General features: G+C 41.0%; 26 protein-coding genes. 8 read left to right on the top strand and 18 right to left on the bottom strand.

Annotation, left to right across the window (positions count from 1 at the left end; all coding sequences use genetic code 11):
- Positions 1-20: 20 nt before the first annotated feature.
- The gene (locus tag AC1Z3S_RS09445) at positions 21-986 is read left to right on the top strand and encodes a diacylglycerol/lipid kinase family protein (RefSeq protein ID WP_461740171.1); all 966 of its coding nucleotides are present in this window, start codon (positions 21-23) and stop codon (positions 984-986) included.
- Between the two features lie 137 nt (positions 987-1,123).
- On the opposite strand, the gene AC1Z3S_RS09440 is transcribed toward AC1Z3S_RS09445, so the two are convergent.
- From AC1Z3S_RS09440 to AC1Z3S_RS09420, 5 genes are all read right to left on the bottom strand, one after another.
- Positions 1,124-1,603 (bottom strand): DUF2798 domain-containing protein, encoded by a 480-nt coding sequence (locus AC1Z3S_RS09440; RefSeq protein WP_461740170.1) that lies wholly within the window; start codon positions 1,601-1,603, stop codon positions 1,124-1,126.
- A 155-nt stretch (positions 1,604-1,758) separates the two neighbouring features.
- Positions 1,759-4,482 carry an SF1B family DNA helicase RecD2 gene (recD2, locus tag AC1Z3S_RS09435; RefSeq protein ID WP_461740169.1) on the bottom strand — a complete coding sequence of 908 codons (2,724 nt, stop codon included), beginning with the start codon at positions 4,480-4,482 and terminating at the stop codon, positions 1,759-1,761.
- A 23-nt stretch (positions 4,483-4,505) separates the two neighbouring features.
- Positions 4,506-5,144: a histidine phosphatase family protein gene (locus tag AC1Z3S_RS09430; protein WP_461740168.1), complete on the bottom strand. Its 639-nt coding sequence runs from the start codon at positions 5,142-5,144 to the stop codon at positions 4,506-4,508.
- 24 nt (positions 5,145-5,168) lie between these two features.
- Positions 5,169-5,675, bottom strand: a complete 507-nt coding sequence (gene trmL, locus AC1Z3S_RS09425; RefSeq protein ID WP_461740167.1) for a tRNA (uridine(34)/cytosine(34)/5-carboxymethylaminomethyluridine(34)-2'-O)-methyltransferase TrmL — start codon at positions 5,673-5,675, stop codon at positions 5,169-5,171.
- A gap of 249 nt (positions 5,676-5,924) precedes the next feature.
- Positions 5,925-6,776 carry a methyltransferase domain-containing protein gene (locus tag AC1Z3S_RS09420; protein ID WP_461740166.1) on the bottom strand — a complete coding sequence of 284 codons (852 nt, stop codon included), beginning with the start codon at positions 6,774-6,776 and terminating at the stop codon, positions 5,925-5,927.
- A gap of 122 nt (positions 6,777-6,898) precedes the next feature.
- Between AC1Z3S_RS09420 and AC1Z3S_RS09415 the strand changes: the two genes are divergently transcribed.
- On the top strand, positions 6,899-7,540 hold the full coding sequence (locus AC1Z3S_RS09415; protein WP_461740165.1) for a copper homeostasis protein CutC: 642 nt from the start codon (positions 6,899-6,901) through the stop codon (positions 7,538-7,540).
- Positions 7,541-7,640: 100 nt separating this feature from the next.
- On the opposite strand, the gene mgtE is transcribed toward AC1Z3S_RS09415, so the two are convergent.
- The 4 genes from mgtE to yjbM are packed head-to-tail and all read right to left on the bottom strand — an operon-like array spanning position 7,641 to position 11,391.
- Positions 7,641-9,005 carry a magnesium transporter gene (mgtE, locus tag AC1Z3S_RS09410; protein ID WP_461740164.1) on the bottom strand — a complete coding sequence of 455 codons (1,365 nt, stop codon included), beginning with the start codon at positions 9,003-9,005 and terminating at the stop codon, positions 7,641-7,643.
- Positions 9,006-9,023: 18 nt separating this feature from the next.
- Positions 9,024-9,929, bottom strand: a complete 906-nt coding sequence (locus tag AC1Z3S_RS09405) for an RluA family pseudouridine synthase (protein ID WP_461740163.1) — start codon at positions 9,927-9,929, stop codon at positions 9,024-9,026.
- 2 nt (positions 9,930-9,931) lie between these two features.
- On the bottom strand, positions 9,932-10,729 hold the full coding sequence (locus AC1Z3S_RS09400) for an NAD kinase (RefSeq protein WP_265458168.1): 798 nt from the start codon (positions 10,727-10,729) through the stop codon (positions 9,932-9,934).
- The gene (gene yjbM, locus AC1Z3S_RS09395; protein WP_461740162.1) at positions 10,726-11,391 is read right to left on the bottom strand and encodes a GTP diphosphokinase; all 666 of its coding nucleotides are present in this window, start codon (positions 11,389-11,391) and stop codon (positions 10,726-10,728) included. The genes AC1Z3S_RS09400 and yjbM overlap by 4 nt, the downstream gene beginning before the upstream one ends.
- Positions 11,392-11,533: 142 nt before the next feature.
- Here yjbM and AC1Z3S_RS09390 point away from each other — a divergent pair, with 142 nt between their 5' ends.
- A complete protein-coding gene (locus AC1Z3S_RS09390; protein ID WP_461740161.1) occupies positions 11,534-12,133 on the top strand; it encodes a CYTH domain-containing protein in 600 nt (199 codons plus the stop codon).
- A 49-nt stretch (positions 12,134-12,182) separates the two neighbouring features.
- Here the strand turns inward: AC1Z3S_RS09390 and apf are convergent, their stop codons facing one another.
- From apf to AC1Z3S_RS09350, 8 genes are all read right to left on the bottom strand, one after another.
- Positions 12,183-12,779: an aggregation-promoting factor gene (gene apf, locus AC1Z3S_RS09385; protein ID WP_461740160.1), complete on the bottom strand. Its 597-nt coding sequence runs from the start codon at positions 12,777-12,779 to the stop codon at positions 12,183-12,185.
- Positions 12,780-13,200: 421 nt separating this feature from the next.
- Complete coding sequence (gene ahpF, locus AC1Z3S_RS09380) at positions 13,201-14,727, bottom strand: alkyl hydroperoxide reductase subunit F (RefSeq protein WP_461740159.1); 1,527 nt, start codon at positions 14,725-14,727, stop codon at positions 13,201-13,203.
- A 14-nt stretch (positions 14,728-14,741) separates the two neighbouring features.
- Positions 14,742-15,305 carry an alkyl hydroperoxide reductase subunit C gene (gene ahpC, locus AC1Z3S_RS09375; protein ID WP_461736246.1) on the bottom strand — a complete coding sequence of 188 codons (564 nt, stop codon included), beginning with the start codon at positions 15,303-15,305 and terminating at the stop codon, positions 14,742-14,744.
- Between the two features lie 308 nt (positions 15,306-15,613).
- A complete protein-coding gene (locus AC1Z3S_RS09370) occupies positions 15,614-16,372 on the bottom strand; it encodes a sulfite exporter TauE/SafE family protein (protein ID WP_461740284.1) in 759 nt (252 codons plus the stop codon).
- 263 nt (positions 16,373-16,635) lie between these two features.
- Entirely contained in the window at positions 16,636-18,288 is a 1,653-nt protein-coding gene (locus AC1Z3S_RS09365) for a peptide ABC transporter substrate-binding protein (protein WP_461740158.1), read from the bottom strand.
- 55 nt (positions 18,289-18,343) lie between these two features.
- Positions 18,344-19,048 (bottom strand): gamma-glutamyl-gamma-aminobutyrate hydrolase family protein, encoded by a 705-nt coding sequence (locus AC1Z3S_RS09360; RefSeq protein ID WP_461736244.1) that lies wholly within the window; start codon positions 19,046-19,048, stop codon positions 18,344-18,346.
- A gap of 153 nt (positions 19,049-19,201) precedes the next feature.
- A complete protein-coding gene (locus AC1Z3S_RS09355; protein WP_461740157.1) occupies positions 19,202-19,819 on the bottom strand; it encodes a DUF1054 domain-containing protein in 618 nt (205 codons plus the stop codon).
- 21 nt (positions 19,820-19,840) lie between these two features.
- Positions 19,841-20,713 (bottom strand): LysR family transcriptional regulator, encoded by an 873-nt coding sequence (locus AC1Z3S_RS09350; RefSeq protein ID WP_461740156.1) that lies wholly within the window; start codon positions 20,711-20,713, stop codon positions 19,841-19,843.
- 146 nt (positions 20,714-20,859) lie between these two features.
- Here AC1Z3S_RS09350 and AC1Z3S_RS09345 point away from each other — a divergent pair, with 146 nt between their 5' ends.
- The 5 genes from AC1Z3S_RS09345 (at position 20,860) to AC1Z3S_RS09325 (ending at position 25,143) form a co-directional block, all read left to right on the top strand.
- The gene (locus AC1Z3S_RS09345; protein WP_461740155.1) at positions 20,860-22,089 is read left to right on the top strand and encodes an L-lactate MFS transporter; all 1,230 of its coding nucleotides are present in this window, start codon (positions 20,860-20,862) and stop codon (positions 22,087-22,089) included.
- Positions 22,090-22,093: 4 nt separating this feature from the next.
- Complete coding sequence (locus tag AC1Z3S_RS09340; RefSeq protein WP_461740154.1) at positions 22,094-23,071, top strand: aldo/keto reductase; 978 nt, start codon at positions 22,094-22,096, stop codon at positions 23,069-23,071.
- Between the two features lie 220 nt (positions 23,072-23,291).
- A complete protein-coding gene (locus AC1Z3S_RS09335; RefSeq protein WP_461740153.1) occupies positions 23,292-23,462 on the top strand; it encodes a hypothetical protein in 171 nt (56 codons plus the stop codon).
- Entirely contained in the window at positions 23,438-23,797 is a 360-nt protein-coding gene (locus AC1Z3S_RS09330; RefSeq protein WP_461740152.1) for a hypothetical protein, read from the top strand. Before AC1Z3S_RS09335 ends, AC1Z3S_RS09330 begins: the two co-directional genes overlap by 25 nt.
- Positions 23,794-25,143: a glycosyltransferase family 2 protein gene (locus tag AC1Z3S_RS09325; protein ID WP_461740151.1), complete on the top strand. Its 1,350-nt coding sequence runs from the start codon at positions 23,794-23,796 to the stop codon at positions 25,141-25,143. The genes AC1Z3S_RS09330 and AC1Z3S_RS09325 overlap by 4 nt, the downstream gene beginning before the upstream one ends.
- Positions 25,144-25,242: 99 nt before the next feature.
- Here AC1Z3S_RS09325 and AC1Z3S_RS09320 read toward each other — a convergent pair whose 3' ends face one another.
- On the bottom strand, positions 25,243-26,169 hold the full coding sequence (locus AC1Z3S_RS09320; protein WP_461740150.1) for a serine hydrolase: 927 nt from the start codon (positions 26,167-26,169) through the stop codon (positions 25,243-25,245).
- Positions 26,170-26,212: the final 43 nt, after the last annotated feature.

Below are 26,212 nucleotides of genomic sequence, written 5' to 3'. Positions count from 1 at the left end.
TTATAGGAGTAAATTACTTTATGAACTTTCATTATCACTTATTAATTAACCCAGCTGCTGGCAGCGGTACGGGGGCCAATGCTGCCAAAAAAATAGTTACTTTATTGGAAAAAAATCATTTCTTACATAGCGTTTACCGAACAGAAAACATCGGCGATGAAAAAATAATCGCTGCTGAATTGGCGGAAACCACATTGAAGCCGTGGCACGATGACTTACAAAATTCTGAGGAGGTTTACCCGCTGCTAGTGATTGTCGGTGGCGATGGCACGTTGCACGGTGTATTGAATCAATTTTATCTGTTAGGAAAAAAATTCCCGGTGGCTTATTTACCTGCTGGCTCCGGTAACGATTTGGCTCGGGCTATCGGACTGCCAAAGGAAATTGAAAAAGCCTTTTGGCAAATTGTCAATGCTCCAAGCCCCAAAGAAATGCACGTCATCACCTATGATGAGCAAGTCAAAAATCAGCAAGGCTTAGTCTTTAATAATTTTGGCATCGGCTTAGAAGCCTCTATTGTGGCTACCACGAATGACTCTGCCGCCAAGAAAAATCTGAACAAATACCATATGGGTTCTTTTTCCTATATCTTCTCCATCCTAAAAGTGCTCTTTACTCAAAAAGGCTATCCGATTTTAATTGAATCAAACGGTCAAGAGTATTCCTTTGACAACGCCTTTTTATGCACAACAACCAATCATCCTTACTTTGGTGGCGGCGTACCGATTGCCCCGATGGCGAGTGTTGAGCAGGACAGTTTTGAAACGATTGTCGTTGAGCGGATTGCCCTGTTTAAAATTTTTTGGCTAATTATTTTATTGGTTCAAAAGAAACATACGAAGTCAAAATATTTCCACCATTTTAATGGCCGCAAATTGCGTTTGATTTCAACAGTTCCTGAGTTCGCCCAAACAGACGGCGAAGTGTTAGAACCGCAGCCCTTTGATGTTTCCTTTCAATTAGACAAACAATTATTGTGGTATTAATCAGCTATCTAAAAATTATTTAGAACTATTTCCTACAATAAAAAAACCGTATCTTCCTAAGTTTTCAGTGCAGCCGGTCTAACACAGACCTGCGACTTAGAGAACTTAGCAGAAGATACGGATTTTTTTATGTTACTTTAAGCTTCAGGGTCAAATTCAACCGCTGATTTTGCAGTATAGCCCTGGAATAAACCTAATAACTTGCGGGAAATTGGTCCAACAATCAATAATTGCAATGGCAAGGCTGCAATAATATTAAAGCCAATCGCGGTCAGATACATCATCAAAAAGTTTTCGCTGAAGCCTTGTTCATAGACAACTCCGTAAAATGACATACATAAAACCATTCCTGTGACCATACAACCTGAAATAGCTAAAATTTTATGCAGCATTTTTTCTTTGTTGATGGGTAATTTAAAGGCTACTGACTTGGCAATTTTACCGACGATAAAGACATCCAAAATAAAAGCAACGATAAAGCCAGTGATTAAGCCACCGAATAAGGCTCCCCATGAGAAACTATGATGAATCGCTAAATTATAAGCGCTCATTCCTGTTACCATTAATAGACACATTGTAGTTGTAAAAAGAATTCCTTCGAGTTTTGTTTTTGGCATTGTTTTGCTCCTTTGTTTTCATAAAATAAAAAAAGCGCCTGAAGAGAATTTTAGCCAATGGCATTCTTTTCAGTCGCAAGAGTTAGCTTATCACAAAAAAAAATTTCGTGTAAGAGATTTGCTTAAATTTTTTTGAAAATATTCAAAAACGTTTTTCAGGAGAAATCCTGAGGCGTCACACCCGCCATCCCGATTAAAGGATCGATTTGCTGTTTTTGAATGGCTGTTAAGGTCAAAATGAAATCCTTTTGCTGTGGTTCTGATTGATTGACAGCGTTAGCGGACTCATTAACTGTTGCAGATTCATTTGCAACGTCAGCAGATTCCATGGCTACTGCAGATTCATTGACAGAGTTGGCAGATTCCTTGGTTATTGGAGATTCGACATCCACTGTTTTTTCTGAATCAGTAGTTTGATAGCTTTCACTGGCTTCAAAAATATTCGGTTGATTAGCAGAGTTATCCAGCTCAATCCCGCTAAATAATTGGGGCTGCTTTTCCTCAGCAGTCGTCCCAGTCTGTTTTTTTTCTTTCGTCGGTTGAACAGTCCGTCGCGGCCGCTCCTCATCGGTGAAGGGATCGGCCATTAAAGATTCTTCGTAGGCTTCTAATTTGCTACGCAGAGTCAGTGACATTTCAGAGGCGTTGAGAATTCTTTCCTTTAAAGTTGTTAAGCGGATTGCCGATTCATTTTGTACACATTGGACAAAGGCTTCGGTCTCCCCTAATAAAATTAGCAGGTCCTTGCTACGGGTGACAGCGGTATAAAGCAGATTTCTCTGCAGCATGCGGGAATACTGTTTGACCATCGGCAAAATGACCATTTTAAATTCACTACCCTGTGCTTTATGAATCGAGCAACAATAGGACAGCGTGATATTGATCCACTCATTGCGGCGATAGGTCACTTCAGTGGCGTCAAACAAAATCGTCAACTGGTCAACTTTATCTTCATTGTCTTTAGCAAAGGTGATGCCGGTGATAACTCCCATATCGCCGTTAAAAACGTTCAGCTCTGGCTCGTTGACTAATTGCAAGACTTTGTCTCCGATACGATAGACAGTGTCATTCCATTTAACTTCCTTACGGGAGCCGTCATTAGGATTAAAAATTTCCTGCATCATTTTATTAATGGCATCGATGCCGGCCACGCCTCGATACATCGGTGCCAAAACTTGAATATCCTGTGGAGTGAAACCCTTCAACTTGGCCTTTTCGACAATTTGCCGAATCAATGGCTCAATCTGATTGGCATGGGCATTAAAAAATGAGCGGTCCTTCTGATTTTTATTGAAATCAGCCGGCAGCATTCCTTGGCGAATTTCATGGGCTAAAGGCACAATCGTGGAATCCGAGCCTTGCCGATAAATTTCCGTCAATTCTTTTTTGGGAATTTCGGCAATTTCCAATAAGTCGTGAAGAACTTGCCCGGGACCAACTGAAGGCAGCTGATCTTTATCCCCCACAAAAATTACTTGCATATTAGTGGGAATCGCTTTAAATAATGTGTTGGCCAGCCAAGTATCCACCATCGACATCTCATCAACAATCAACAGGCCGCCTTCTAATTCCTTAGCGGAAAGGCTCTGGGATTTTTCCCGTCCGTTCAAGCCTAACAATCGGTGAATTGTGCTGGCGGGCAAGCCAGTCGTCTCATTCATTCGTTTAGCTGCTCGACCAGTCGGGGCCGCCAATAAAATTGGAAAAATTTCATTGCTGTATTTTTTTGGATCTAATTCAATGCCGTTTAATTCAGCAAACAATTGGACAATCCCGTTGATGACTGTCGTTTTTCCGGTCCCTGGTCCGCCAGTTAAAATAAACATCGGCGCTTTGATAGCATCTCTGATCGCTTTTTCCTGCGATTCACCATAGACAATGCCGGAAGTTTTTTCAATCAGGCGCAACGCTTTATCAATTTCTTTTTTGGGATAGCTAATTTCTTTTTTACGACCTAACAACCGGTCAACAGCCCCACCAATTCCCCATTCGGAAAAATACAAGCTGTTTTCATAGAGCTTGGTTTCCTCCTGCTGGATTTTGCCTTCCTCCACCAGTCCAATGATAACATCGGCTACTAAATTCGGCTTGATTTCAAAGGGCCGACTGCTCTCTAAAACGTAAATCGTTTGGTTCAGCAACATTTCAGCCTCTGCATAAGTGTTACCTGTTTGCAACGCCTGCTGAAAATTTTGATGCAGGACAGCCGCTCTGATGCGTTGCGGCGAATCTGCGACAATTCCCAACTGCTCGGCAATATTATCGGCTTTTTTAAAGCCAATTCCCTCGATATCCTCCACCAGCTGATACGGATTCTCTTGAATAATCTCCAGTGCTTCATTTTGATACGTTTGATAGATCGAAAAGGCTAGCTGATTACCAAAGCCATAGCGGGTCAACCCGACAATCACTTGGTCCATACCGTGATTCAAGCGTACCGTTTCTAAAATGGTCCGCTGCTTAGTTTCATTTAAATTGGGAATTTGCTGCAGCAGACTTGGATCTGCCAGCATCCGTTCAATCGCATCTTCTCCTAAAACTTCGACAATTTTTTCTGCAGTCCGCTTGCCGATGCCGGGAAATTTATCAGAAGATAAATAGCTGACGACACCATGAGCCGAAGTTGGCCGCTCTTGTTCATAGCTTTCGGCTTGAAATTGTTTGCCATAGCGGGGATGGTCAACAAAGTCACCAAAAAAACGGTAGCTTTCCCCCTCCTGCATCTGACCAAAGCTACCGGTCACCACAATTTCAACTTCTTTAAATTCACTGTTGGTATCGCTGACTTTAATCAACAACACCTTATAAAAGTTGCCGGGATTTTGAAAAAAAATCGCCGCTACTTCACCGGTGATATAAATGCGCTCTGCTTCAAACATACTCTCATCCTTTAATTTATCGACTACTCCGTTAAAAAGCTGACATCATTCCATAATTTTAGCTGATAAGGCAGCTCGCGCTTTGGTTCGACCGCTTCTAAAATCGTTAAGCTACTATTTAACAAACCGCCTTGACTGCGGACTTCTGCCAAAGATTTTCCCGCCAGCCACTGAATGGAGGAGGTCAAAGACGCCCCGTGTCCCACAAAAAGTAGTGGCTGATCGGTAGTATTATCCGCCACAGCTTGCGTCACAACGTTAACAATGCGGGCAATCGCTTGATCAATCGGCTCCCCTTCAAAGGGAGTTGGATCATATAAATCCATCCGATAGCGCATATTGTCTAAGTTTTCGGCAAAATGTTTCCGACGGCTTTCGATCGACCGCCCCTCCAAAGTTCCTAAACCTAATTCCCGCAAATCCGGCGTGGAAATAATTTCCACCGGCTGAGCTAGCTGGCTAACAATTCCTTTGGCAGTATCTTGGGCCCGCTTAGAGGTGCTGGCGTAAACTTTTGCAAAGGGAATCTCTTTGACATGCTGGCCAAATTGCTTAATTTCATCATGGCTAGTAGGCAATAAAGGGGAATCCCCCATCATTCCTTGAAAACGGCCAGCTAAATTCCATTCAGTTTTCCCGTGGCGTGTAAAATATAAATCCATTTTGACGTCCTTTATCGTTTATTTTTAATCTAATTTATCATGCTCATAATGATGCTCAAGTTCCAAATTAGGAAAATTTTGCTGCCGCAATGCTTCATAGACAATTAAGGCAGCGGTGTTCGATAGATTTAATGACCGCACATGCTCGTCATTCATTGGAATCCGCAAACATTTTTCTTCATTCTCCCGCATAAATTCCTCCGGCAGACCAGTCGTTTCCTTTCCGAATAAAAAGAAATGGTCCTGCCCGTCGTTGTAGTCAACATCACTGTAAACTTTGTGAGCAAATTTAGTGATTAAATGAAGCTGGCCCTCACCAAGGTATTCTAAAAATGCCTCTAAAGATGTGTGGTAAGTAATATCGACATCGTGCCAATAATCTAAACCCGCTCGTTTCAATTGCTTGTCATCTGTCGAAAAGCCTAGAGGTTCAATTAAATGTAGCGGTGAATTAGTCGCCGCACACGTCCGGGCAATATTGCCGGTATTAGCAGGAATTTGTGGTTCAAACAAGACTATCTGATTTGTCATGGAAAAGTTCCTTCATTCTATAGTTTATCGTCAATCGCAATACTAACAGTATAGCGGATTTCGTGATTTTTGCATAAAAAAAACGTACCGCCTCGGTGTCTAGCACTGCGAGTCGTTACGTTAGTGAAGCTCTTTTCACTAACTTTTATCAGAACAGGAACCTGATAAAAACCAATGAAAAATGACTTGAATGTAATATAACATCATTCGTAAAATTTTTCAAGTCTTTTCTTAAAATTATTTCAAATTTCAGGCCATTTTCTTTACAGCCTTAATCACATCGACATCAATTGTGATTTTTCTTAAGGGGTTTTCTGAAAGAAACTGTTTTCTTTCGGAGCTGACCTGCCACTCTAAAGGCGACATTGACAGTAAATCCAAGCGATTTTCTTCGGGAATATCAAAGCTATAAGTCACACGTTTTTGCTGTATAATCGCCATTTTTTCAGAAAGCTTTTGAATAACTGCCTGATTTGAATAAGATTGCTTGTCTTCTTGATCTGGATAAAAAGCAGCTCGCAATTCTTTTAAATAACAAGACTGTGGAACTATTTTTAACAAAAAGCCGTCTTTTTGCAACACCCGCTGAAACTCTTGATAATGGGAAGGGGTAAAAATATTCAATAAACAGGTAAAACTTTGATCAGCAAAGGGTAAATTGGTCAAATCTGCAACACAGTAAAAATTTTCTCCCGGCTGATTGCTGGCCAAATAGATGCCTTCTTTAGAAATATCAAAGCCTACGCCAATTGGAAAGTTCACTTTCTCCTTCAGCCGAGACAAAAAACTGCCCTCGCCACAGCCGACATCTAAGACCCTCATCTCAGAACTTAACCAGCTGGCTGCGACATCCAACACCGGCTGATACATGCCTGCTTGAATCATGCGGCCCCTTGGTTGAAACATTTCCTTCGAGTATTCAGTAACATGTCCCTGCTTTAAAAAAAACAGCGTGCCTTTTTTGGATAAATCAAAGCGATGATCGCTCTCACAAATTAAGCTATATTCTTTAGACTGCATCCCTCGATGGCAGAGAGGACAGCGAAATAATTTAGCATTTTTTTCAATAAATAATTGGGCTTGATCAATTTTTTTTAGCATCTTTTCTCTCACTTTTTTAACTAATGACTCCATCTTAAAGCTTGCCCTCAACAACTGCAAGTAAATATGCTAAAATAGCGGAGAAATCTTGATTTCAGCTTAACTATTAAGGAGGCAAACAAGTGATTAAAGAATTTTGTGCCGAAAATTTTACGAATATTCCTAAAGCCATTGCCAATGGTGCCAAACGGATTGAATTATGCGACAACTTGGCCGTTGGCGGAACGACCCCTAGCACAGGCGTCATTGAAGAAGCCTTGAGCTATGGCAATGAGCATCAAGTACCTATCATGACCATGATTCGGCCTCGAGGCGGTAATTTTTTCTATAATGATACCGAATTAAAAATTATGCACACAGATTTAATCGAAGCCAAAAAATTAGGCACAGATGGCGTAGTCTTCGGCTGTTTGACTGAAGATCATTGGTTGGATGAAGAAGCTTTAGAAATGCTTTTAGAAAATGCTGAAGGGTTACAGGTGACCTTTCATATGGCCTTTGACCAAATTCCAGCCGACAAACAATTTCAGGCGATTGATTGGTTAGCAGAGCATGGCGTTCAACGAATTTTAACCCACGGTGGAGCAGCCGGCACAAAAATTGAAGACAATTTTTCCCGTCTAAAAGAATTAATTGAATACGCTAAAGATAAATTAATTATCCTGCCCGGCGCCGGCATCACTGATGAAAACGTTGAGTCCGTGATGACGACTTTGAATGTTCACGAAGCCCACGGTACAAAAATCGTTGGCAATTTTGGCTAAAGTAAACGACAACACTAAAGCGACCCTCAAAGGTTAGACCAAAACTCTAACTTTTGAGGGCCGCTTCGCATCCTTGTTTGATGCTGTCTTTTTTGTGCTGTTAATGACCAATAAAGTAGCTCATAAAGAAACTGGCAATGTTGAAATAAATCAAAACACTTGTTAAGTCACTCAAGGTCGTGATGAAAGGGCCACTGGCAACCGCCGGGTCAAAGCCTAGCTTGTCCATTAAAACTGGAATCAAACTGCCGGCCAAATTGGCGACTGTAATTGCCCCCAGCATCGCCATGCCAATGACAAAACCTAAAATAAAATCTTGTCGCCAAATGCCGACAATAATCATGATAGTAACACCAGTGATGGCTCCGGTAATCGCACCGGTGGCAACTTCACTTAAAATCATACTGGTAAAGCCTTTTTTTTCATCTGAAACTGCTAGCCGTCTCACGGCAACCGCCAGTGATTGCGTGCCGGCATTCCCCGCAGTCCCAGTAATCAAAGAGATAAAGACGGCCAAAATACTCGCTTCACTGACCAAACTTTCATAATGCGAGATTAACGTCGCTGTTGACATGCCTAAAAAAAGTAAGGTGATCAGCCATGGCAAACGGCGTGAGGCCGCCTTCATTGGATTCTCACTGATTTCTTCAACGTTAACCCCCGCCAAACCAGAATAATCGCTGGCGGCTTCATCATCGATAACATCGATAATATCATCGACGGTGACAATTCCTAGTAGATGGTCATCATAATCAGTCACCGGCAGCGCAAGGAAATCATAATCCCGGAAAGTTTGGGCAACATCCTCTTGGTCATCGCCAACATGAACCGAGATCACCCGCTCATTTAAAATTTCTGAAATCATCGTGTCGTCATCGTTGATGATTAAATCCCGCAAGGAAATAACCCCGACCAATTGTTCATCAGCATTGACCACATAAACATAGTAAATTGTTTCCGCGACAAAGGCTTCATTTTTTAAAACATACATGGCGGAGCGCACCGTTTGATTGGCGACAATCGACACATATTCAGTCGTCATAATTGAGCCGGCGGTGTCATCTTCGTAATGCAAAAGTTCTTTGATTTCGCTGGCGGATTCGGCGTCCATCAAGCTGAGATACTTTGCAACTTGTCGTTTATTTAAGGTGTTCAATAAATCCACGGCATTATCGGTAAACATTTCGGCTAGCATATCAGCGGCATAATTAGGCCGCATTTCAGCTAAATAATCCTTCATGTTTTCATTATCTTCTTCAATAACGTCAAACATATCCGCCAATTCTTTTGGCGATAGATAACCGTAAACTTGCTGCCGTTGGGTTTCATCGAGGTCTTGGTAGAACTGCCCCTGCTCGTAAATATGCAGGTCCAAAAAGCGTTCTCGAAAATCTTGAATCTTATCCTGGGCTAAATCCTCCAGTAATAGGTCAAACTGCTCCTGCAATTCTTGATTTTCATCCATTTCCCTCACCACAACTTTCTAGAAAATATTTTTCTGTTGTTCTAAAACTTTTTGCATGTCCTCCGCTAAAGGCAGCTCAAATGCTAAAGCTGCTCCTGTAAAAGGATGTTGAAAACGCAAATCATAACAGTGCAATGCTTGCCGTTCAATACCTAAATCCAAGCGACCGTTATACATCTCATCTCCCAATAGCGGGCAATTAATCGCCGCAAAATGGACCCGAATCTGATGAGTCCGGCCGGTGTGCAATTGAATATCGACTGAAGCTACTTCCTGACTTAAATAATCCAACCAGTATTCCGTGACTGCCTGCTGGCCTTCTGCAGCAACTTTGCGTTTTAATAAAGAAGTTAAATCTCTGGCGATGGGTAAACTGATTTCAGCATGTTTTTGCAGCGTATTAATTTCACCAGCCACCAGAGCTTGATATTTTTTTATAAATTGCTTTTCCCTCAGCTGGACGTCTAACTTCGCATGGGCAAAACCATGCTTAGCAAAAAGCATCAGTCCGCTGGTATCCCGATCTAAACGGGTCACAACATGAACCACTTGATCGACATAGCCTTGTTTTTTATAATAATATTTTACCCGATTGGCCATCGTCCCATTCGGATGGTACTGGGCGGGAATTGATGAGACCCCCCAAGGTTTATTCACCACTAATAGATGCTCATCTTCAAAAATTATATCGATTGGTGTCTCATCTAAAAGAACTGTTTCATGTTCTTTTTCATCCGGAATCACAACTGTAACCTTATCATTTGCCTTTAGAGAAAACAAGACATTTTGCTCCTGCTGATTGACAAAAATCTGCCCGCCTTGAAATTTAATTTTTGCCAGCAGCCCTTTAGAAATTCCCTGCTCTTTTAAAAAGCTCCGCAAAAGCTGCGGGGCTTCTTTTTGATATATCCAATTAAATTCCACGGCTACCCCTCACTGATAAAGGAATCCCGCACCCGTCGCCAAAAATGTGTATGGCGATAAGAAGCAAAGTGAATCCGTTCCTTGGCAATTCGATAATAAATAGAGGCAATATTGTCTTGACGAATATCCAATTGATCGACAGTCACAAAGTAATCACTGCGATCCTTCAAATTAATTTCCAGCCATTCATTTTCTGCAATAATAATCGGTGAGCCCAGCGTTCTGAAAATCCGATTATTTAGTGAAGCAATTTCTGCCAATTGAAAAGCATTGATACTAGGATGAATCACTGCACCACCGATACTTTTATTGTAAGCCGTTGAGCCGGTCGGTGTTGAAATCGACAGCCCATCCCCCCGAAACCGCTCGAATAATTCATCTTTAATATAGACATCCGCCACCATCGTGCGATTGCCCCGCTTAATCGTCGACTCATTCAAAGCCAGAAAATGATTTTGCGTCTTGCCATCTGAATATTTGATAACAATATCTAATAAAGGATAGCTGACACTCTGGCCGCGGTTATTTTTTAAACTTTCGACTAGTTCAGTCAGCTCATAATCTCGCCAGTCAGTATAAAAACCCAGATGCCCCGTGTGCACACCCAAAAAGCTGACCTTGGATAATAAGTGATTGTAACGGTGAAAGGCCGAAAGTAATGTGCCGTCGCCGCCGACAGAAATTACCAGTTCAGGATTGCGTTCATCTAAAATTATATTTGCTTGACCTAAAAGATCCCGCAGCTGCTTGGCAACTGCCAATGATTTTTCTTCGTGATTATTTACAATCGCAACTTTCATGATTGATCCTCGCTATTTTTCTGGAAATAATTATCCCGCTCAGAGCCTCGCCCGTGGGAGAAAAGTTTTTGGGCTTCTTGAATTTCTTCGCGAATTTTTGACATTTCTTCATCTAAAAGATAGGCCGCTTCAGCTGCCCGCTGCAAACGTTCGCTCATCTCCTGAGGAAACTCCCCTTTATATTTATAATTTAAAGAATGTTCAATCGTCGCCCAGAAATTCATTGCCAGCGTTCTGATTTGAATTTCTGCTAAAATAATTTTTTCGCCGCCTACAAGTTCCACCGGGTATTCAATCACCAAATGATATGAACGATAGCCGCTCGCTTTATTATTAGAAATATAATCCCGTTCTTGAATCACCTTAATATCCCGACGATTCTTTAAAATCTGCACGACTTGGTGGATGTCCTCCACAAATTGACACATGATTCGCAGGCCAGCAATGTCTGACATCTCTTCTTCTAAACGGTCTAAAGGAATGTGCCGCAGCTGCGCCTTCGCCAAAATACTTTCCACCGGTTTCACACGGCCAGTCACAAATTCAATCGGCACATGTTCACTTTGTTCCCGGTATTGTTTGCGGATTCCTCGCAGTTTTATCTTCAATTCTGACACCGCTTGTTCATAAGGCGCCAAAAATAAATTCCAGTCTCGTTCCATTTATTTTTCCTCAACTTTGCATTTTACATACACCTTATTTTACCATAAAGGCCTAGCAGAATTAAGGAAAGCACTTCATTTTAAAATAGTTGTCGATTTTGATTTTGTCTACTATGATGGAGAAAAAAGCGAGGCGAAATTCATGAGTGAAAGTGTCGAAATAGAATACAAAAGTTTACTAGCAGCTGCAGATTATCAGAAACTAATTGATTTTTACCAGCTAACTGCCGCTGATTTCTTCAGCCAAACCAATGCTTATTATGATACAGCGACGGGCCGGCTGCAAAATGCCGGCTGGGGTTTGCGGATTCGCCTCTACAGTGATTATGGTGAAGCTACTTTAAAAACGCCTTTAACGGATGGACTTTTAGAAACGACTGACAACCTTTCTTTAGCGGAAGCGAATACCTATGTCGAAGCTGGAAAATTTTTATCAGCAGGTCACACGGTGAAAAAAATGCAGGAACTTGCGGTCACTCCCGCTGAGCTAAAGCAAATTGCCCAGTTAACCACCAAGCGGGCTGAATTTAAAATTCCTGAGGGCTTATTAGCAATTGACCATAGCTTTTACAGCGGCCAAGAGGATTTTGAAGTGGAATTAGAGGTGACCGATGCCCAAATCGGTCAGCAGGCGTTTAGGACCTTTTTGCAGAAATTTGACATCCCTTATAAAAAAGCCGACAACAAAATTAAACGGGCTTTTTTAGCCGCAAATCTTGAAAAAAATAAAAGAAAAGACTGAAATCAAAAAATGATTTCAGTCTTAAAATCTGCTTCAATTTTCTTATTTCTTAATACCAGCCATTTGCTAACCAAAAGGCTTGGGCAGCTGTCCATGAACCATAACGGCTTGCTACATAAGCATCAGCAACTGCTTCTTGATTGGCAGCTGAATAGTCACCGTTCAAGTATGAAGAAGTTAATTGGTAACGGCCGATGTATTGTCCATTAGTTGCTGTATAAGAACCACCAGATTCTTTTTGGGCAATCCATTCTTTCGCTTCAGCTTCACTACCGCTCACACTAGAAGTATAAGCTGAAGTGCTTGAAGTATAAGCTGAAGTGCTTGAAGTATCAGCAGTCGTTGTTTCAGTCGCAGCAGAAGTTGTTGTTTCAGCAACGGTGTAAGTTCCGTTGGCAATTTCTTCTTCTGTTGGAATTGATAATTCTTGACCGACGATAATTAAGTTAGCGTCAGTTAAGCCACTTGCTTCAGCAATAACATTAACATAAGCATCACTGCCAAAAAATTCAGATGAAATATGTGAAAGAGTATCTCCTGATTGAACTGTATAAGCTTCGGCAGCACTAGCATTGGTAGCACCTGCGAAAAATCCGATTCCGGCAATGGCAGCTGTTCCTAATAGTAAAGTTTTAATTGATTTCATGTAACTCTCCTTAAATAAATAAAGTGTTGTTCGCATCAGCGACGAACACTACTTTAACACCAGAAAATATTACATAGGTTTAAATAATATAACACTTCGTTACGGGAAACGGGGTTTTCGTAATACCTTGTAAAAAAGGCGGAGAGCCCTTGGTGCATCAAACTTTTTACTGTTTTATAACAAGGACAAAATTGGTCAATATTCTTAAATTTATTTTGTAAAGAATTTTTTGACCGTCTTATGTTACGAAGTTTGACAAATGTTACAAAATTGCAAACGCTATTTATTACTTTCTTAAGAATTTTACCGATTGGATTCAGCAAGTACCGCGGGTTTCAATGGAAAAAAGCTCTTCTGAGAACTTTTTAGGTTCTCAAAAGAGCTTTTTAAAATTTTTCCTACTATATAAGTTAAGAAAAGGTTAACTGCGAATCAAATGATCAAAGGCACCTAAGGCCGCTGTTGCACCTGATCCCATTGAAATAATGATTTGTTTGTAAGCACTGTCGGTACAATCGCCTGCGGCAAAAACACCCGCCATACTAGTTTGGCTTCGTTTGTCGACGACAATTTCGCCCATACGACTCAACTCTAGCGTATCTTTTAGCCAATCGGTGTTTGGAACTAAACCGATTTGCACAAAAACGCCCGCTAATTCAATATGATGCTCGTCTTCTGTTTCACGATTCATATAAGTTAAGCCGTTTACTTTGGTGTCGCCAGTGATTTCTTTAGTGGCGACATTTTTCAAAATAGTCACATTCGGTAAACTAGCCAAACGTTCCTGCAGCACTTGGTCAGCTTTTAATTCTGGTAAGAATTCCAAGAGGGTCACATGTTTGACAAGGCCTGCCAAATCAATTGCCGCTTCCACACCGGAATTTCCGCCGCCGATTACTGCCACGTCTTTACCTGCAAAGAGCGGACCATCACAATGGGGACAATAAGCGACCCCTTTAGTTTTAAATTCTGCTTCACCAGGAACGCCAGTATTACGCCAGCGAGCACCAGTTGCTAAAATTGCTGCTTTTGTTTGCAGCACTGCACCATTTTCCAAGGTGACTTCGACAAATTCTTTTTTCTCAATTTTAGCTGCCCGTTGAGCCTTCATCACATCAACTTCATATTGATTAACATGTTCCTCAACAGAAGCCATAAATTTTGGTCCCTCGGTATAAGGGGTACCGATAATATTTTCGATGCCTAAGGTTTCCATCACTTGTCCGCCAAAAGTTTCCGCTAACAAACCAGTGCGAATTCCTTTGCGGGCAGCATAGATTGCCGCACTCGCTCCAGCCGGTCCGCCACCGACAACTAAAACGTCGAAGGGTTCTTTGGCTGTATACTCAGATGGATCACTTGTCACCACTTTTGCTAAAATATCATCTAGCGTCATGCGGCCACTTTCGAAAAATTCACCGTCTAAATAAACCGTTGGCACTGCTAAGATTTCTTTTTCTTCCACTTCGGCTTTAAACATGCCACCTTCAATCATTGTATGACTGATTGTTGGGTTTAAAACACTCATGATGTTTAGTGCTTGTACCACATCCGGACAATTGTGGCAGGTCAAACTGACATAAGTTTCAAATGCTAACGGCTGCTTGATAGTTTTAATCAAGGCAACCTGTTCATCAGAAATTTTTGGTGCCCGACCACTCACCTGTAGCAAAGCCATAATTAATGAAGTAAACTCGTGCCCCATTGGCAATCCAGCAAAAACAACACCGGAATCTTCGCCGGGACGAGTTACTTTAAAACTAGGCGTCCGCTTTAAAGAAACTTCTTTAAAGGCAATCTTATCTGACATCTCAGCAATTTCTGTGACAAAGTCGCGGACTTTGCCGGAAGCTTCGCTGTCATCTAAACTTGTTTCTAAAACAATTGGATTTTCCAACATGGTTAAATATTGGGCTAATTGTCCTTTTACTTCAGCATCAAATGCCATAAAGACGTTCCTCCTTAAATTTTACCTACTAAATCAAAGCTAGGAGTTAAGGTGTCTTCGCCTTCTTGCCATTTGGCAGGGCATACTTCACCTGGATGGTTACGGACATATTGGCCTGCTTTGATTTTATTGATTAAAGTGCTAGCATCACGGCCGATACCGTCTGCATTAATTTCAATTGCTTGAACTACGCCATCAGGGTCGATGATAAAGGTACCGCGGTTAGCCGCTCCTTCTTCTTCATCCAACACATCAAAGATGCGGGAAATTTTATGGGATGGATCACCAATCATAATGTATTCAATTTTGCCGATTGCATCTGAATGATCATGCCAAGCTTTATGGGTAAAGTGAGTATCTGTTGATACAGAATAAACTTCCACTCCTAAATCTTTCAATGTTGCGTATTGTCCCTGTAAATCCTCTAACTCAGTTGGACAAACAAATGTAAAATCTGCTGGATAAAAACAAACGATGTTCCATTTCCCTTTAAAATCTTCAGAGCTTACATCGATAAATTCTCCCTCGTGGTAAGCCTTCGCTTCAAACGCTTCGATTTCTTTTCCAATTAATGACATTGATAATTCCTCCTCACAAATTTTAAGGGTAGATTCCCTATTTATAATTATTATAATAAAACAGCCATTAAGTCAATCTTTTTTCCACTTTTTAAAAAACTTTTTTGACAATCTAGAAATTTTTTCACAAAGATTATCTTTTTGATAGCAAGGAATAGGGCCTATTTAAGTCAATTTAAACAAAACTTGAAAGCTATTTCAGAAGTTTGTTGACTTTGTTGAGAATGATTGTCTTTAAAATGAGAATCAAAAAACTTGCAACGAAGGAAATTTCCCAAAGTTACAGATTTTTAAAAAGTGTCACTTGTTTAAATGAAAATGCGGATGCCATTGTAAATATTAATCAAGATGACTAAAATAATTACCCCTTGAAAAACGGTTGTCACCTTTTGCGGCGATAAAACTTGGCTGAATTTCGCCCCGATTAAACCACCGCAGACGGCAGCGGGAATCACAAAAAATAGCATTCGTAAATCATAGCGGGCAAAACCGCTGGAAAGCGCAATCGTCGCCAGCTTGGTTAGCTGAGAGAAAAAAATCGTACAGATGGAGTAAACGGTCGCTTCTTTAATTGGCAGACTAAAGAGCAGCATCAACAGTGAGACATTAATCGGCCCGCCGCCAATTCCTAACAGGCTGGCGAGGAAACCTAAAATCAGCCCACAGAGGCAATACCAAAAAATGCTGTTTAATTGAAATTGTTTCCAGTCATATTTGCTGTATAAAAAGGCAAAGACCAGCGTAAAAATCGTAATCACGATTTGAATCAGCTGCACGTAGTCTTCATTGGGAAATATTTTTAAGAGGCCTTCAAAGCCAACATTGCCGAGAAAACCACCGATGACCGCCCCCAAAGACACCCAGAGAACAATCGGACCATTCAGTTTGCGGCCGCTAGCAAATTGCCGCCAAGTGGAGACAATCGACATTGTAAAAACCGCCACCGCTGAATAAAAGGAGACCGCCGCTACGGAATCATAGCCGATAAAATCCAAGACCGGCTTAATGATGACGCCGCCCCCCATACCCGAAATCGCTCCAACGGTATTGGCTAAAATAATTACCATAAAATAAAGTACACCGATTCCAATCACCTTGTTCACTCCTTGTTTAAAAAAGAAAAATAAATTATCCTACTTCAAAATTAGCACACCTGCTTTTTAATTAAAAGCACAAAAAAATTCGCTGCTACTATTACTTGAATAAATCAGTTAAAAATCGGCAACTTATTTCCCTCTCTTTAATCAGACTTTTCTAAAACAATCAAAAAAACTTTGAAAAGCAGCCGCTAAATGCAGCAGCACTTTTCAAAGTTTATCGATTATATTTTTTATTCCGTTACATAGGCTAAACGATAAGAAACTGTTCGTCCAAATTGGAAGGTTTGCACCCCTTGTAGACGTTCTGATTGCAGATAAGCCAGCGCCCCTTGATAAATCGGCAGAACTGCGGTATCTTCTTCAATCAATTGTTTTTCTAAAGCCAATAATTCATCCCAACGGGCTTCTGGATCGTTGGCTAAAGTAGTGCGGGCATCCTGCAGGCCAGCATCATAGGATTCACTAGCATAACCAGAAGTATTCAGTCCGCCGGTTGAATCATAAAATTCTAAGAAGTTAATCGGGTCAGCATAATCCGGCGTCCAAGTCCCAAAGACTAAATCAAAGTTACCTTCTGTTTGTCGTTGTAGACGATTGGATAACGGCATAGAAGCCACACTGACAGTCAATCCTTCTAAATTATCCTGCCATTGGCCCTGCAAGAATTCAACTGTTCTTCTGGCAACCGTTGAATCTGCAGAAAGTATTTCTAAGGTAATTTCATCTTGACCTAATTCTTCTTTAGCGGCAGCCCAAGCTTCTTGTGCGGCATCTAAATCATATGGTAACAAGTCGCCATTTTCTTCACGGAAATCTTCACCATTATCTGGATCATAGGCAAAGTTAGCCGGAACAAAACCATTTAATGCAGTGGAGCCGTCACCTAAAACATTTTCCACATAGCCTTCTTTATCAATCGATTGTAACAAGGCTTGACGAACTAAAACATTGCCGGTCACTTCCCGATTTTGGTTGGCAGAAACATATCCGACTAATGAACGAGTATCATAATGAGATAATGCGTTATCTTGTTCTTCTTGCGCATAGGTATCCGTTAATAAAGTAAAGTCCAGCGCACCCGTATCAAATAAATTCACGCCGGTTGCAGTTTCCGTAATCACCTGCACATCAATTTGATCTAATTGAACGTTGTCAGCATCCCAATAATTTTCATTTTTGGTTAGAGTCCAAGACTCGCTGTTGCCGTTCCAACCAGAGATGGTGAAGGGGCCGTTGCCAAGAAAATTGTCCGAACTAGTGCCATAAGCTGTGCCTAAATCACCAGCAAAACTTTCATTTCTCGGCATAAACGGCGTACCAACTAAAATTTGATCCAAATAAGAAATCGGACTTGCCAACGTTAATTCCAAAGTTTCATCATCTAAAGCCGTCACACCTAAAGTATCTGGATCAGCGTCACCGTTTCTGACTTCATAACCATTTTGGAAAATATCCATTTGATTAATACTAGAGGATGCATTTTCTGGATTCGCTACATATTTAAAAGCATATTCAAAATCATTAGCTGTTACCGGATCACCATTGCTCCACTCAGCATCACGGATTTTAAAGGTGTAGGTCAAGCCGTCTTCGCTGATCTCAGGATCTTCAGCGGCCATTGCCAATTCCGGCTGGCCATCGGCATCTAAACGATACAAGCCTTCTGCGAGCTGACCAATCATATCAGAACTATAAGTATCTGTGTATTGCCCACTATCTAAAGTCGTCAATTCCCCAGCTGTAGAAACTGAGATTGTTTGATTCACTGCGGCTGTGTCTCCTGAAGTTGAAGTATTGCCACTATCTGTTATATCTCCGCCGCCGCTGCAGGCTGCCAATAAAAGTGCAGCAGTCGCTAAAAGCCCCATAAATTTCTTTTTCATGTAAATCCCCTTTCGTTTAAAAACCAAACTAACCAATGCAAGCAAAAATTTTTGCTTACAGACTTTCAACCAAATATCTAAAGGCTGATAACTCCTGCGGCAACGCATCATAAGCAAAATCTGGATGCCATTGCACCCCTAATAAATGCTGCTGACGATCTTCAATGCCTTCAATCACGTCATCTGGACTCCAAGCAGTCTCTTTAAAATTAGTGGCCAAATGATCCACCGCTTGATGATGAAAAGAATTCACCATCGTCTGATCCCCATAAATATGATTTAGAATGCTGCCTTTTTCAGTAAAAATTTCGTGGGTAGCAACCTGTCGCGGAATCGGGTCCTGCATGTGAGAAATTTTCATTTGACTAATGTCCTGATGCAAAGTCCCGCCTAAAGCAACATTCAGTAATTGCATGCCACGACAAACTGCAAAAATTGGTTTTTTCTGCAGCAAAGCCGCTTCAATCAAAGCCAATTCAAATTCATCGCGGGCTAAAAAAGTCGAATCCGCAGTAGTCATTGCTTCTCCATAAAATTTCGGCGACACATTTTGGCCGCCAGCTAAGACTAGCTTATCAATCTGGCTAACATATTCCTTCGCAGCTGCCTTTTCGCTGATTGGTAAAACCATTGCCAAGCCGCCAACTTCTTGAATTGCTTTTGTATAGCCGAGGGGCGTATACAAAATTGGCATCTCATAGAGCACAGTTCCCGGATTTTGACTTTCATTTGCTGCTACACCAATAATCGGTTTCGCCATTGTAACACCTTCTTGCTTAAAATAGAAAAGCTAAGCTTAGTATATTTTCATAGTAAACTCATCTTTCTTTAATTGATTTTTCTATTTTAATATAAATTTCACAAAAAGTATATTAATTTTGACCGCTACGTGATAGTTAAAAACTATCACTCACTATTTTATCGCCAAAGGCATGACTAAACGATACAAAGGTAACAACTCCATGTAAGTTTCCAACATAAATTTGCGGGCCTTGGTGGGAGTCTTAAATAATTTGTCGCCACGATAAATCACTCGACCAATTTGAAACTCACCTTTTTTGACATCCCTAAAGCGAACCAAAGCCTGCTGTAAATCGGCCTCATCCAAGGGCACAACAGCCGCCTGTGTGTGGTCTAAAGATAAAGAAAAATCAGCCAATCCAGTAAAAACTTCTGGATGAGCTAACATCGCTTCCGCCATTGCTTTTTCATTCTGGGGATTGTCAATAAACGACAACCACATAAACACATATTCCGGAAAAATTCCCAATTGAAAATGCGGCTCCATTTTATAGCCGCGTTTTTTGCGACTGAGAGCCGACCAAGTATTTTCCGGCGGATAAACACTGCGGCGGCGATGTTGAGCAATATGAACAAAGAGCTCCTCATTCAATTCTTTTTCTAAGTGATTTTTAAAGTAATCATCCAGTTCCTGAAAGATGGGTTGAATCTCACTTCTGATGGCTGTCATCCGATTTTCAAGGCCTTCAATCTCAAACACTTTAAAACTTTTATCTGTGAACATTAACATGACTGCATCTACTCCTTCTTCTTAACTACCGGTAATGAATTTTTTGGTAAAATCGACAAACTGTTTGATTTTAGTTTCGGCAAGACGCTCCTTTAAGACCGTCAAATATACACTGTGATACCTGTCCTCATCCGGCAAAATAAATTTATGCAAATCAAATTGCCGCAATAAAGAAGTGTCTGCCACCAAGGCAATCACTGGATTTTCCATCACATAGCCGCCAATCGAAGTTTCATCATCCATTTCTGCCACTATCTGTGGATGAGGATTGTAGCTGTGCAATACTTGATGGGTGTTTTGGCCAATCGGGACAGTTTTGCGATAGGTCACTAGTGGTTGTTGAAATAATTCTTCTATAGAATACTGACTCAAGGGAAAATCTTGGTTAGCAATTAAAGCAAAATACTGACGCTCGACTTCAAAAAATTCCAGACTTTCATCAGCGATTTTTGAACAAAAACCAACATCGTAATCACCTGTTTCCAGCTTAGCAATAATTTCATTGGTAAAGCCATGAAAAATATGATAATTCTCAGTTGCAAAATTTTCCCTCTGACTAGCCCGCAACATTTTAGGCATAAAGCTGCTGGCCAAGGTGGGGATGATGCCGATATTTAATTGCTGAGCTGCTAATTGCTCTGCTTCTTGCAAATTGACAGCCGCCTGATCGACAGCAGCGATGGCTTGTTCTGTTACCTTATGAAATTTTTCTCCGGCTTTAGTTAATTGGATGTGGCGGCCGACTTTTTCAAATAAGGAAAAACCTAAATCCATTTCTAAATGCTTAATCGCATAGGTTAAGGAAGGCTGGCTGATTCGTAAAATTTTTGCCGTCTCTGTGACGTTGCCATTTGCCGCCAAGGCGTTAAAATATTTTAAATGATTGTAATTCATCTGCCACCTCCTGAAAAAATTTGAACTTTTTTTCAGTATACCACATCAATAGATACTCTCTATGAATTTACTAAAAATTAGTATTGGTTATGCCCTCAGAAAAAAGTTATGCTAATTGTGAAATAAAACACAAGGAGTGAAACAATATGGATATCACCCAGCAACAGCAATTATCAGTTCGAAAAATCGTTTTTGTCGCCGCATTTTTTGTCATCTTTGTTTGTTCGGCTTCAGCGGCCTTTTCCGTTTTTTCGATTCCGCTTCAAGAAGCAACCGGCGGTGATGCTGCTCAGGTCGCCTTCGCCTTAACTATTTATCAATTTTTCATGGCCCTCTTCGGCATTATTTCAGGACGGATTGTCGATAAGTCCGGTCCAAAAAAATTAATGTATGTCGGTGGTTTAGTTTTTGGTTTAGGTTGGTTTGCGACAGCCTTTGCTACTAGCATTCCGATGCTTTACATCACCTGCGGCTTTGTCGCCGGCGCCGGTAATGGATTATTATATAATCCCGCATTGAACACAGCTTTGCGCTGGTATCCAGAAAAACGCGGCACCATGTCGGGTGTTTTACTCTGCGCCGCATCCGTCGGCCCGCTAGTTACCGCTAGAGCCGGTGCCATTTTATGTGACGCCTTTGGAATTCAAGGCTTAATGTATTTAGGGGTTGCTTATCTGATTGTCATCTGGGCGGTTGGTTGGAAAATGTCTCTGCCGGAAAAAGGCTGGCAGCCAGCAAATTTCACTCAGCAAACGGCTCAAGGCAATCCATCAGGAAAAAGTTTTTCACCAAAGGAAATGGTTTCGACTTTACAATTTTGGTTGCTATTGCTGCTCTTTTCCGTTGCCTGTACTGCTGGCATCATGATGATTGGTTCGTTATCGGCCATCGGACAAACCCAATTAGGCATGAGCGCTATCGCTGCCTCCAATTTAGTGGCTGTAAATTTAATTTCAAATCTTTGTGGTCGTTTGATTATCGGCAAGCTCTGTGATAAATGGGGCGAGCTGCCAACACTAGCCCTCATCTTTGTGCTAACTTTTGTCGCCTTAATCGGTTTAAGCTTTGCTTACTCGCTGCCCGTCTTTATTTTCTTCTTAATTATTTTGGGCTGGTCCTTTGGCGGAGTGTTAGTGGTTTTCCCACCGCTGACAGCTAAAACTTTTGGCATGGAATTTTCTGGTGTCAATTATGGCATTATGTTTTTCGGTTACTCAGTCGGTGCTTTGTTTGGTCCGCAAATTGCGGCTCGCTTTGTGAACGCAAGTGCTGGAACGGCTGCTTATCATACAGTCTTTTATGTAGCTGCAGCAGTTGCAGTCTTTGGTTTAATTTTAGTTGCATTGGTTCGTCAAATTTTAAAGAAACGAGGATAAGTAAATGGAATATATTAAAGTCAAAGGAATTGAACAACCGATTTCAAGAATGATTATGGGGACCGCTTGGTTTGGCATTGGCGCAGATGTGCGGGAAGAAATTTTTAAGATGCTCGACTTATATGTGGAAGTTGGCGGCAATGTGATTGATACCGGCCGTTTTTACGGCGCTGGCCGGGCGGAATTAATTTTAAAAGAATGGCTGGATTCCAGAGACAATCGAGATCAATTAATTATTATGGATAAAGCCTGCCATCCGATTATCACTGAAGACGGGACCCATCACCCTGAATATTGGCGGGTGAAACCCGATTTAATTACCGATGATTTACACAGCAGCCTGTTAAGAACCGGTTGTGATCATTTTGATTTGTATTTAATGCATCGTGATGACCCCGATGTTCCGGTGGAATTGATTATGGATCGTTTAGAAGCGCATCGCAAAGAAGGCTTGATTACGGCTTGTGGTGTTTCGAACTGGGAATTATCGCGAGTTGAGGATGCCGTAAATTATTGCCATAAAAAAGGCTATCAAGGCCTGTCAGTCAATAATCCATCTTATTCTTTAGCAACGGTTAAGAAAACCCGTTGGCCAGGTTGTGTTTATGCAGATGATGCCTATGCTCAGTGGCACAATGGTAAAGATGTGACGTTGTTTAGCTGGGCTGCGCAAGCCCATGGATTTTTTGCCGATATTTATGATGAAAATGCGCCGCAAGATATTAAGGATGCCTTTTTCAGTGATGAAAACTTTGAAAAATTGCACCGCTGTCAAATTTTAGCTAAAAAATATCAAGTGGACAGCATCAATATTGCTTTAGCCTATGTCCTTTGTCAGCCTTTTAAACCGGCAGCGATTATCGGTAGTCGCAGCCGCAAAGAATTTGACTCTTGCATTCAAACCCTTGATTTAAAATTAACTGACAGGGAGCTAGCTTACCTCTCGCTACAAGCGGATTCCGCAGAAGAAGCCGCTTCTTAATAAAAAAATCCAACGACAACCTCGGCTGCCGTTGGATTTTTTTATTTGTCACAAGTTTATGGTTAATTCTTTCACCTTTGTTCACACTTTCGTCATATAAGAGCGGATTCATTATGATTTCTTTAATTTCCATCAAAGCCTGTACTGCTGCAAGCAAACTAATATCTTTATTTGTATTTTGGGCTTAAAATACAAACGAAGTCAAAAGGAGTGAAGAAAAATGAAAAAAATTTCCCGTGAAGATGTTTCCCATATCTTAGTCAAAGATAAGTATTATGAAAAAGGTCATCTAGGCACAAAAATCTTTCAAAGTCTGGTTGCACTGATTGGTTGGTTTGGCGTTATCTTGCCTTTTATCTGGATTTTGTGCCAATTTTATTCCCTGACTTAGAAATCAGCCGTTATTTTCACAGTTATTCTGAAGAAATTCGGGCATTGATGTTTTTAGTTATTTTCTTAGCCATTTCATTCGTCATTATTTTAATTACCTATGTTAGTTTGACTCTTTGGAATAATCACCGTTTCGGCGGTCAGTTACGCAAGGAAACCACCTATGACGATCAACGTTTAGCTAAGCGCCGGCAAGTCTTAAATGACAGCTACAACGAACGCTTCGGCAGTCAAGACTATCGCCACACAGTCAAATATTATGCTGTCAAAGAAGAACAAAATCTCGACACGCACTTCGTCGCTGATCTCTACAAAGAAAATGGGGTGAAATTATGAACCTGATGTTTCATACTGGCAATCAAATAATCGACATCTTTTTAACCTTACTCTTTTTAATTTTATTAACCTACCCAATTCTAGGCGGTTTCTCGTGGTTTATCGGTGTTTTTTGTTATCGGTTTATCTTCCGCTATCGGCAAAAAAAATGGGACGATATTCCGATTGAAATCGAACCCTTTGTGACTATTATGGTTCCGGCCCACAATGAAGAAGTCGTTATTGAAAATACAATCGATTATTTGATGACCAAATTAAATTACGAAAACTACGAAGTCCTCGTCACCGATGATGGCTCCACAGATGATACCCCTAATATTTTAGCCCGCTTAATGGAAAAATATGATAAGCTACGAGTCATTCGCATTGAAAAAAATAAAGGCAAAGCTCATGCCTTTGATATCGGTGTTGGTTTTGCTAAGGGTGAATTAATTTTAAGCAACGATGCCGATACCGTTCCTGAACCAGATGCTTTGAATCGCTACATTAATTATTTTATTCGTCAAGATAGTACCAATATTGCAGCTGTTACAGCTAATATGGATGTGCAAAATCGCAGCCGCTTAATTACCAAATCGCAAACGGTGGAATTTTCCAGCATCGTCGGCATTATCAAGCGGACACAAAAGGGTGTCTTCGGTGGCCTCTATGCCTATAGCGGTGCCAACACAATGTATCGCAAAGACGCTTTAGTCGACGTCGGCCTCTTTCGCCAAGATCGCGCAACAGAAGATATCAGTATTGCTTGGGACCACCAAATGGACGGCTGGTTATCTTTGTTCGCTCCGCAAATTATGTTCTTTATGGAAGTCCCTGAAACAATGCGGATGCTTTATCGGCAACGTCGCCGCTGGGCCAAAGGCGGCACAGAAGTGTGGTTGACTAACTTTAAAAAAGTTTTTCTGCATCCCTTTAGAAATATCGGTCGGACTATTATGTACCTCGATCAAACCTTAAGTATTCTCTGGTCATTTTGTTTCTGGATTTTTACCGCTTGGTTTATCGGCCTCTTCTTTTACTTTTTGAGTATGGGCAATTACGAAAGAATTTATCACATGTTTACGATGGCCTTCGTCTTTGTCATTTTTGAAATGATTTCCGGCTTCTTCCAATTAGCTGCAGCTTTACTGGCTGATGACCGAGGTCGTAAATTAAAATACATGTTCTTTGCGCCTTTGTATATGCTGTTTTACTGGATGATGAACGCTTTGACGATTGTCACCACCTTTGTTCCAGCAATCAAAACGATTTTAGGTCATGGCTCTGGCACTTGGAAAAGTCCTGAGCGAAGTAAAAAACATGCCAAAGATAATTCTGAAAATGAATTAATCAAAGAACTACATTAAATAAAACAGCTGCCAAACTTTCATTATGGAGTAAGCTTCAAAGTTAGCTTTTAAGTCTAACTGTGAAGTCACTTCATCCGTCAGTTTTGGCAGCTGTTTTTAGTTTGGATAACTGGTTGTTTGCAATTCCCACAGCTCATCAGATAACTCAGCAATCAGTTGATCTGCATCGCTGACCCCTTCAGAATAAACGGTCACAATATAAGGCGCTTCGCTGTAAAAAATTCCGATATCATGGACGTCGCTGTCGAGACTGCCAATTTTATGGGCAACGAAACCAGTTGTTTCAGTAGTTTCTAAGCGCTCAGAAAAAGCAGTCGCTAGCATATTTTCAATTAGAGTTTGATAATTGTCATTATCGGCACTTGCTTCATAGAGATAGCTTAAAATTACCGCCGCTGCATCAGAGGTAATTTGATTTTCATTTTGACTGATGTCTTCGCCTAAATATTTCAAATAATAGGCACTGCGGGTGCTATCATAACCACCTAAGGCAGCATAAAGCATATTAGTGGCAATATTATCCGACTCGACAATCGCCAATTCAGCCAGCTCCGCCAACGTATAACTTGCTTGCGGGTCATATTGAACCGTACCTGTTCCCGATTCGTAATAACTATCATCGTAGTAAATGACATCCTCCCAAGACAAGACGCCGGCATCAATTTGATCACTGAGATACATCACCAGCGGCACTTTTGTGGTGCTAGCAGCGGCGTATAATGTTTCCCCATTATAAGAAATTGTTTCACCGCTAGTCAGATCTGTATAGGTGATTGAAAGCTCGCCATAGCTTGAAATTATTTCTTCTACGTCTTCTAAATAATCCGTTAATTCCTGAGAGTCTTCTTCACTGCTAATCGCCAGTTGGGTCACGGTGGCTGTCTCTGACGCTGTTGTTTCAGTCGTCTCAGTGGTTTCGACTGTTGCTGCTAATCCCAAAACATCATTGTACCAAGTTTCTAAAACCAATCCCGTTAAGCCACTTAAAATTACCCCACCCAAAATTAGATGTTTTAATTTCACAGGAAGCCTTCTTTCTAAAAATTATTTTATTTCATGACTATAA

It is taken from the genome of Enterococcus sp. LJL90 (assembly GCF_056924355.1).
Note: the sequence above shows the minus strand (reverse complement) of the source record. Positions and strands in the feature narration are given on the sequence as shown.

Coding starts and splice junctions, on each gene's coding strand:
- apf (WP_461740160.1), bottom strand. CDS start 12,779: ATGAAATCAATTAAAACTTTACTATTAGGAACAGCTGCCATTGCCGGA.
- yjbM (WP_461740162.1), bottom strand. CDS start 11,391: ATGGAACGAGACTGGAATTTATTTTTGGCGCCTTATGAACAAGCGGTG.
- AC1Z3S_RS09390 (WP_461740161.1), top strand. CDS start 11,534: ATGAGTGAAAGTGTCGAAATAGAATACAAAAGTTTACTAGCAGCTGCA.
- AC1Z3S_RS09445 (WP_461740171.1), top strand. CDS start 21: ATGAACTTTCATTATCACTTATTAATTAACCCAGCTGCTGGCAGCGGT.
- trmL (WP_461740167.1), bottom strand. CDS start 5,675: ATGACAAATCAGATAGTCTTGTTTGAACCACAAATTCCTGCTAATACC.
- AC1Z3S_RS09335 (WP_461740153.1), top strand. CDS start 23,292: ATGAAAAAAATTTCCCGTGAAGATGTTTCCCATATCTTAGTCAAAGAT.
- AC1Z3S_RS09420 (WP_461740166.1), bottom strand. CDS start 6,776: ATGCTAAAAAAAATTGATCAAGCCCAATTATTTATTGAAAAAAATGCT.
- AC1Z3S_RS09345 (WP_461740155.1), top strand. CDS start 20,860: ATGGATATCACCCAGCAACAGCAATTATCAGTTCGAAAAATCGTTTTT.
- mgtE (WP_461740164.1), bottom strand. CDS start 9,005: ATGGATGAAAATCAAGAATTGCAGGAGCAGTTTGACCTATTACTGGAG.
- AC1Z3S_RS09370 (WP_461740284.1), bottom strand. CDS start 16,372: ATGGTAATTATTTTAGCCAATACCGTTGGAGCGATTTCGGGTATGGGG.
- AC1Z3S_RS09430 (WP_461740168.1), bottom strand. CDS start 5,144: ATGGATTTATATTTTACACGCCACGGGAAAACTGAATGGAATTTAGCT.
- ahpF (WP_461740159.1), bottom strand. CDS start 14,727: ATGGCATTTGATGCTGAAGTAAAAGGACAATTAGCCCAATATTTAACC.
- AC1Z3S_RS09340 (WP_461740154.1), top strand. CDS start 22,094: ATGGAATATATTAAAGTCAAAGGAATTGAACAACCGATTTCAAGAATG.
- AC1Z3S_RS09360 (WP_461736244.1), bottom strand. CDS start 19,048: ATGGCGAAACCGATTATTGGTGTAGCAGCAAATGAAAGTCAAAATCCG.
- AC1Z3S_RS09350 (WP_461740156.1), bottom strand. CDS start 20,713: ATGAATTACAATCATTTAAAATATTTTAACGCCTTGGCGGCAAATGGC.
- AC1Z3S_RS09400 (WP_265458168.1), bottom strand. CDS start 10,729: ATGAAAGTTGCGATTGTAAATAATCACGAAGAAAAATCATTGGCAGTT.
- AC1Z3S_RS09440 (WP_461740170.1), bottom strand. CDS start 1,603: ATGCCAAAAACAAAACTCGAAGGAATTCTTTTTACAACTACAATGTGT.
- AC1Z3S_RS09365 (WP_461740158.1), bottom strand. CDS start 18,288: ATGAAAAAGAAATTTATGGGGCTTTTAGCGACTGCTGCACTTTTATTG.
- AC1Z3S_RS09355 (WP_461740157.1), bottom strand. CDS start 19,819: ATGTTAATGTTCACAGATAAAAGTTTTAAAGTGTTTGAGATTGAAGGC.
- ahpC (WP_461736246.1), bottom strand. CDS start 15,305: ATGTCATTAATTGGAAAAGAAATCGAAGCGTTTGAAGCGAAGGCTTAC.
- AC1Z3S_RS09325 (WP_461740151.1), top strand. CDS start 23,794: ATGAACCTGATGTTTCATACTGGCAATCAAATAATCGACATCTTTTTA.
- recD2 (WP_461740169.1), bottom strand. CDS start 4,482: ATGTTTGAAGCAGAGCGCATTTATATCACCGGTGAAGTAGCGGCGATT.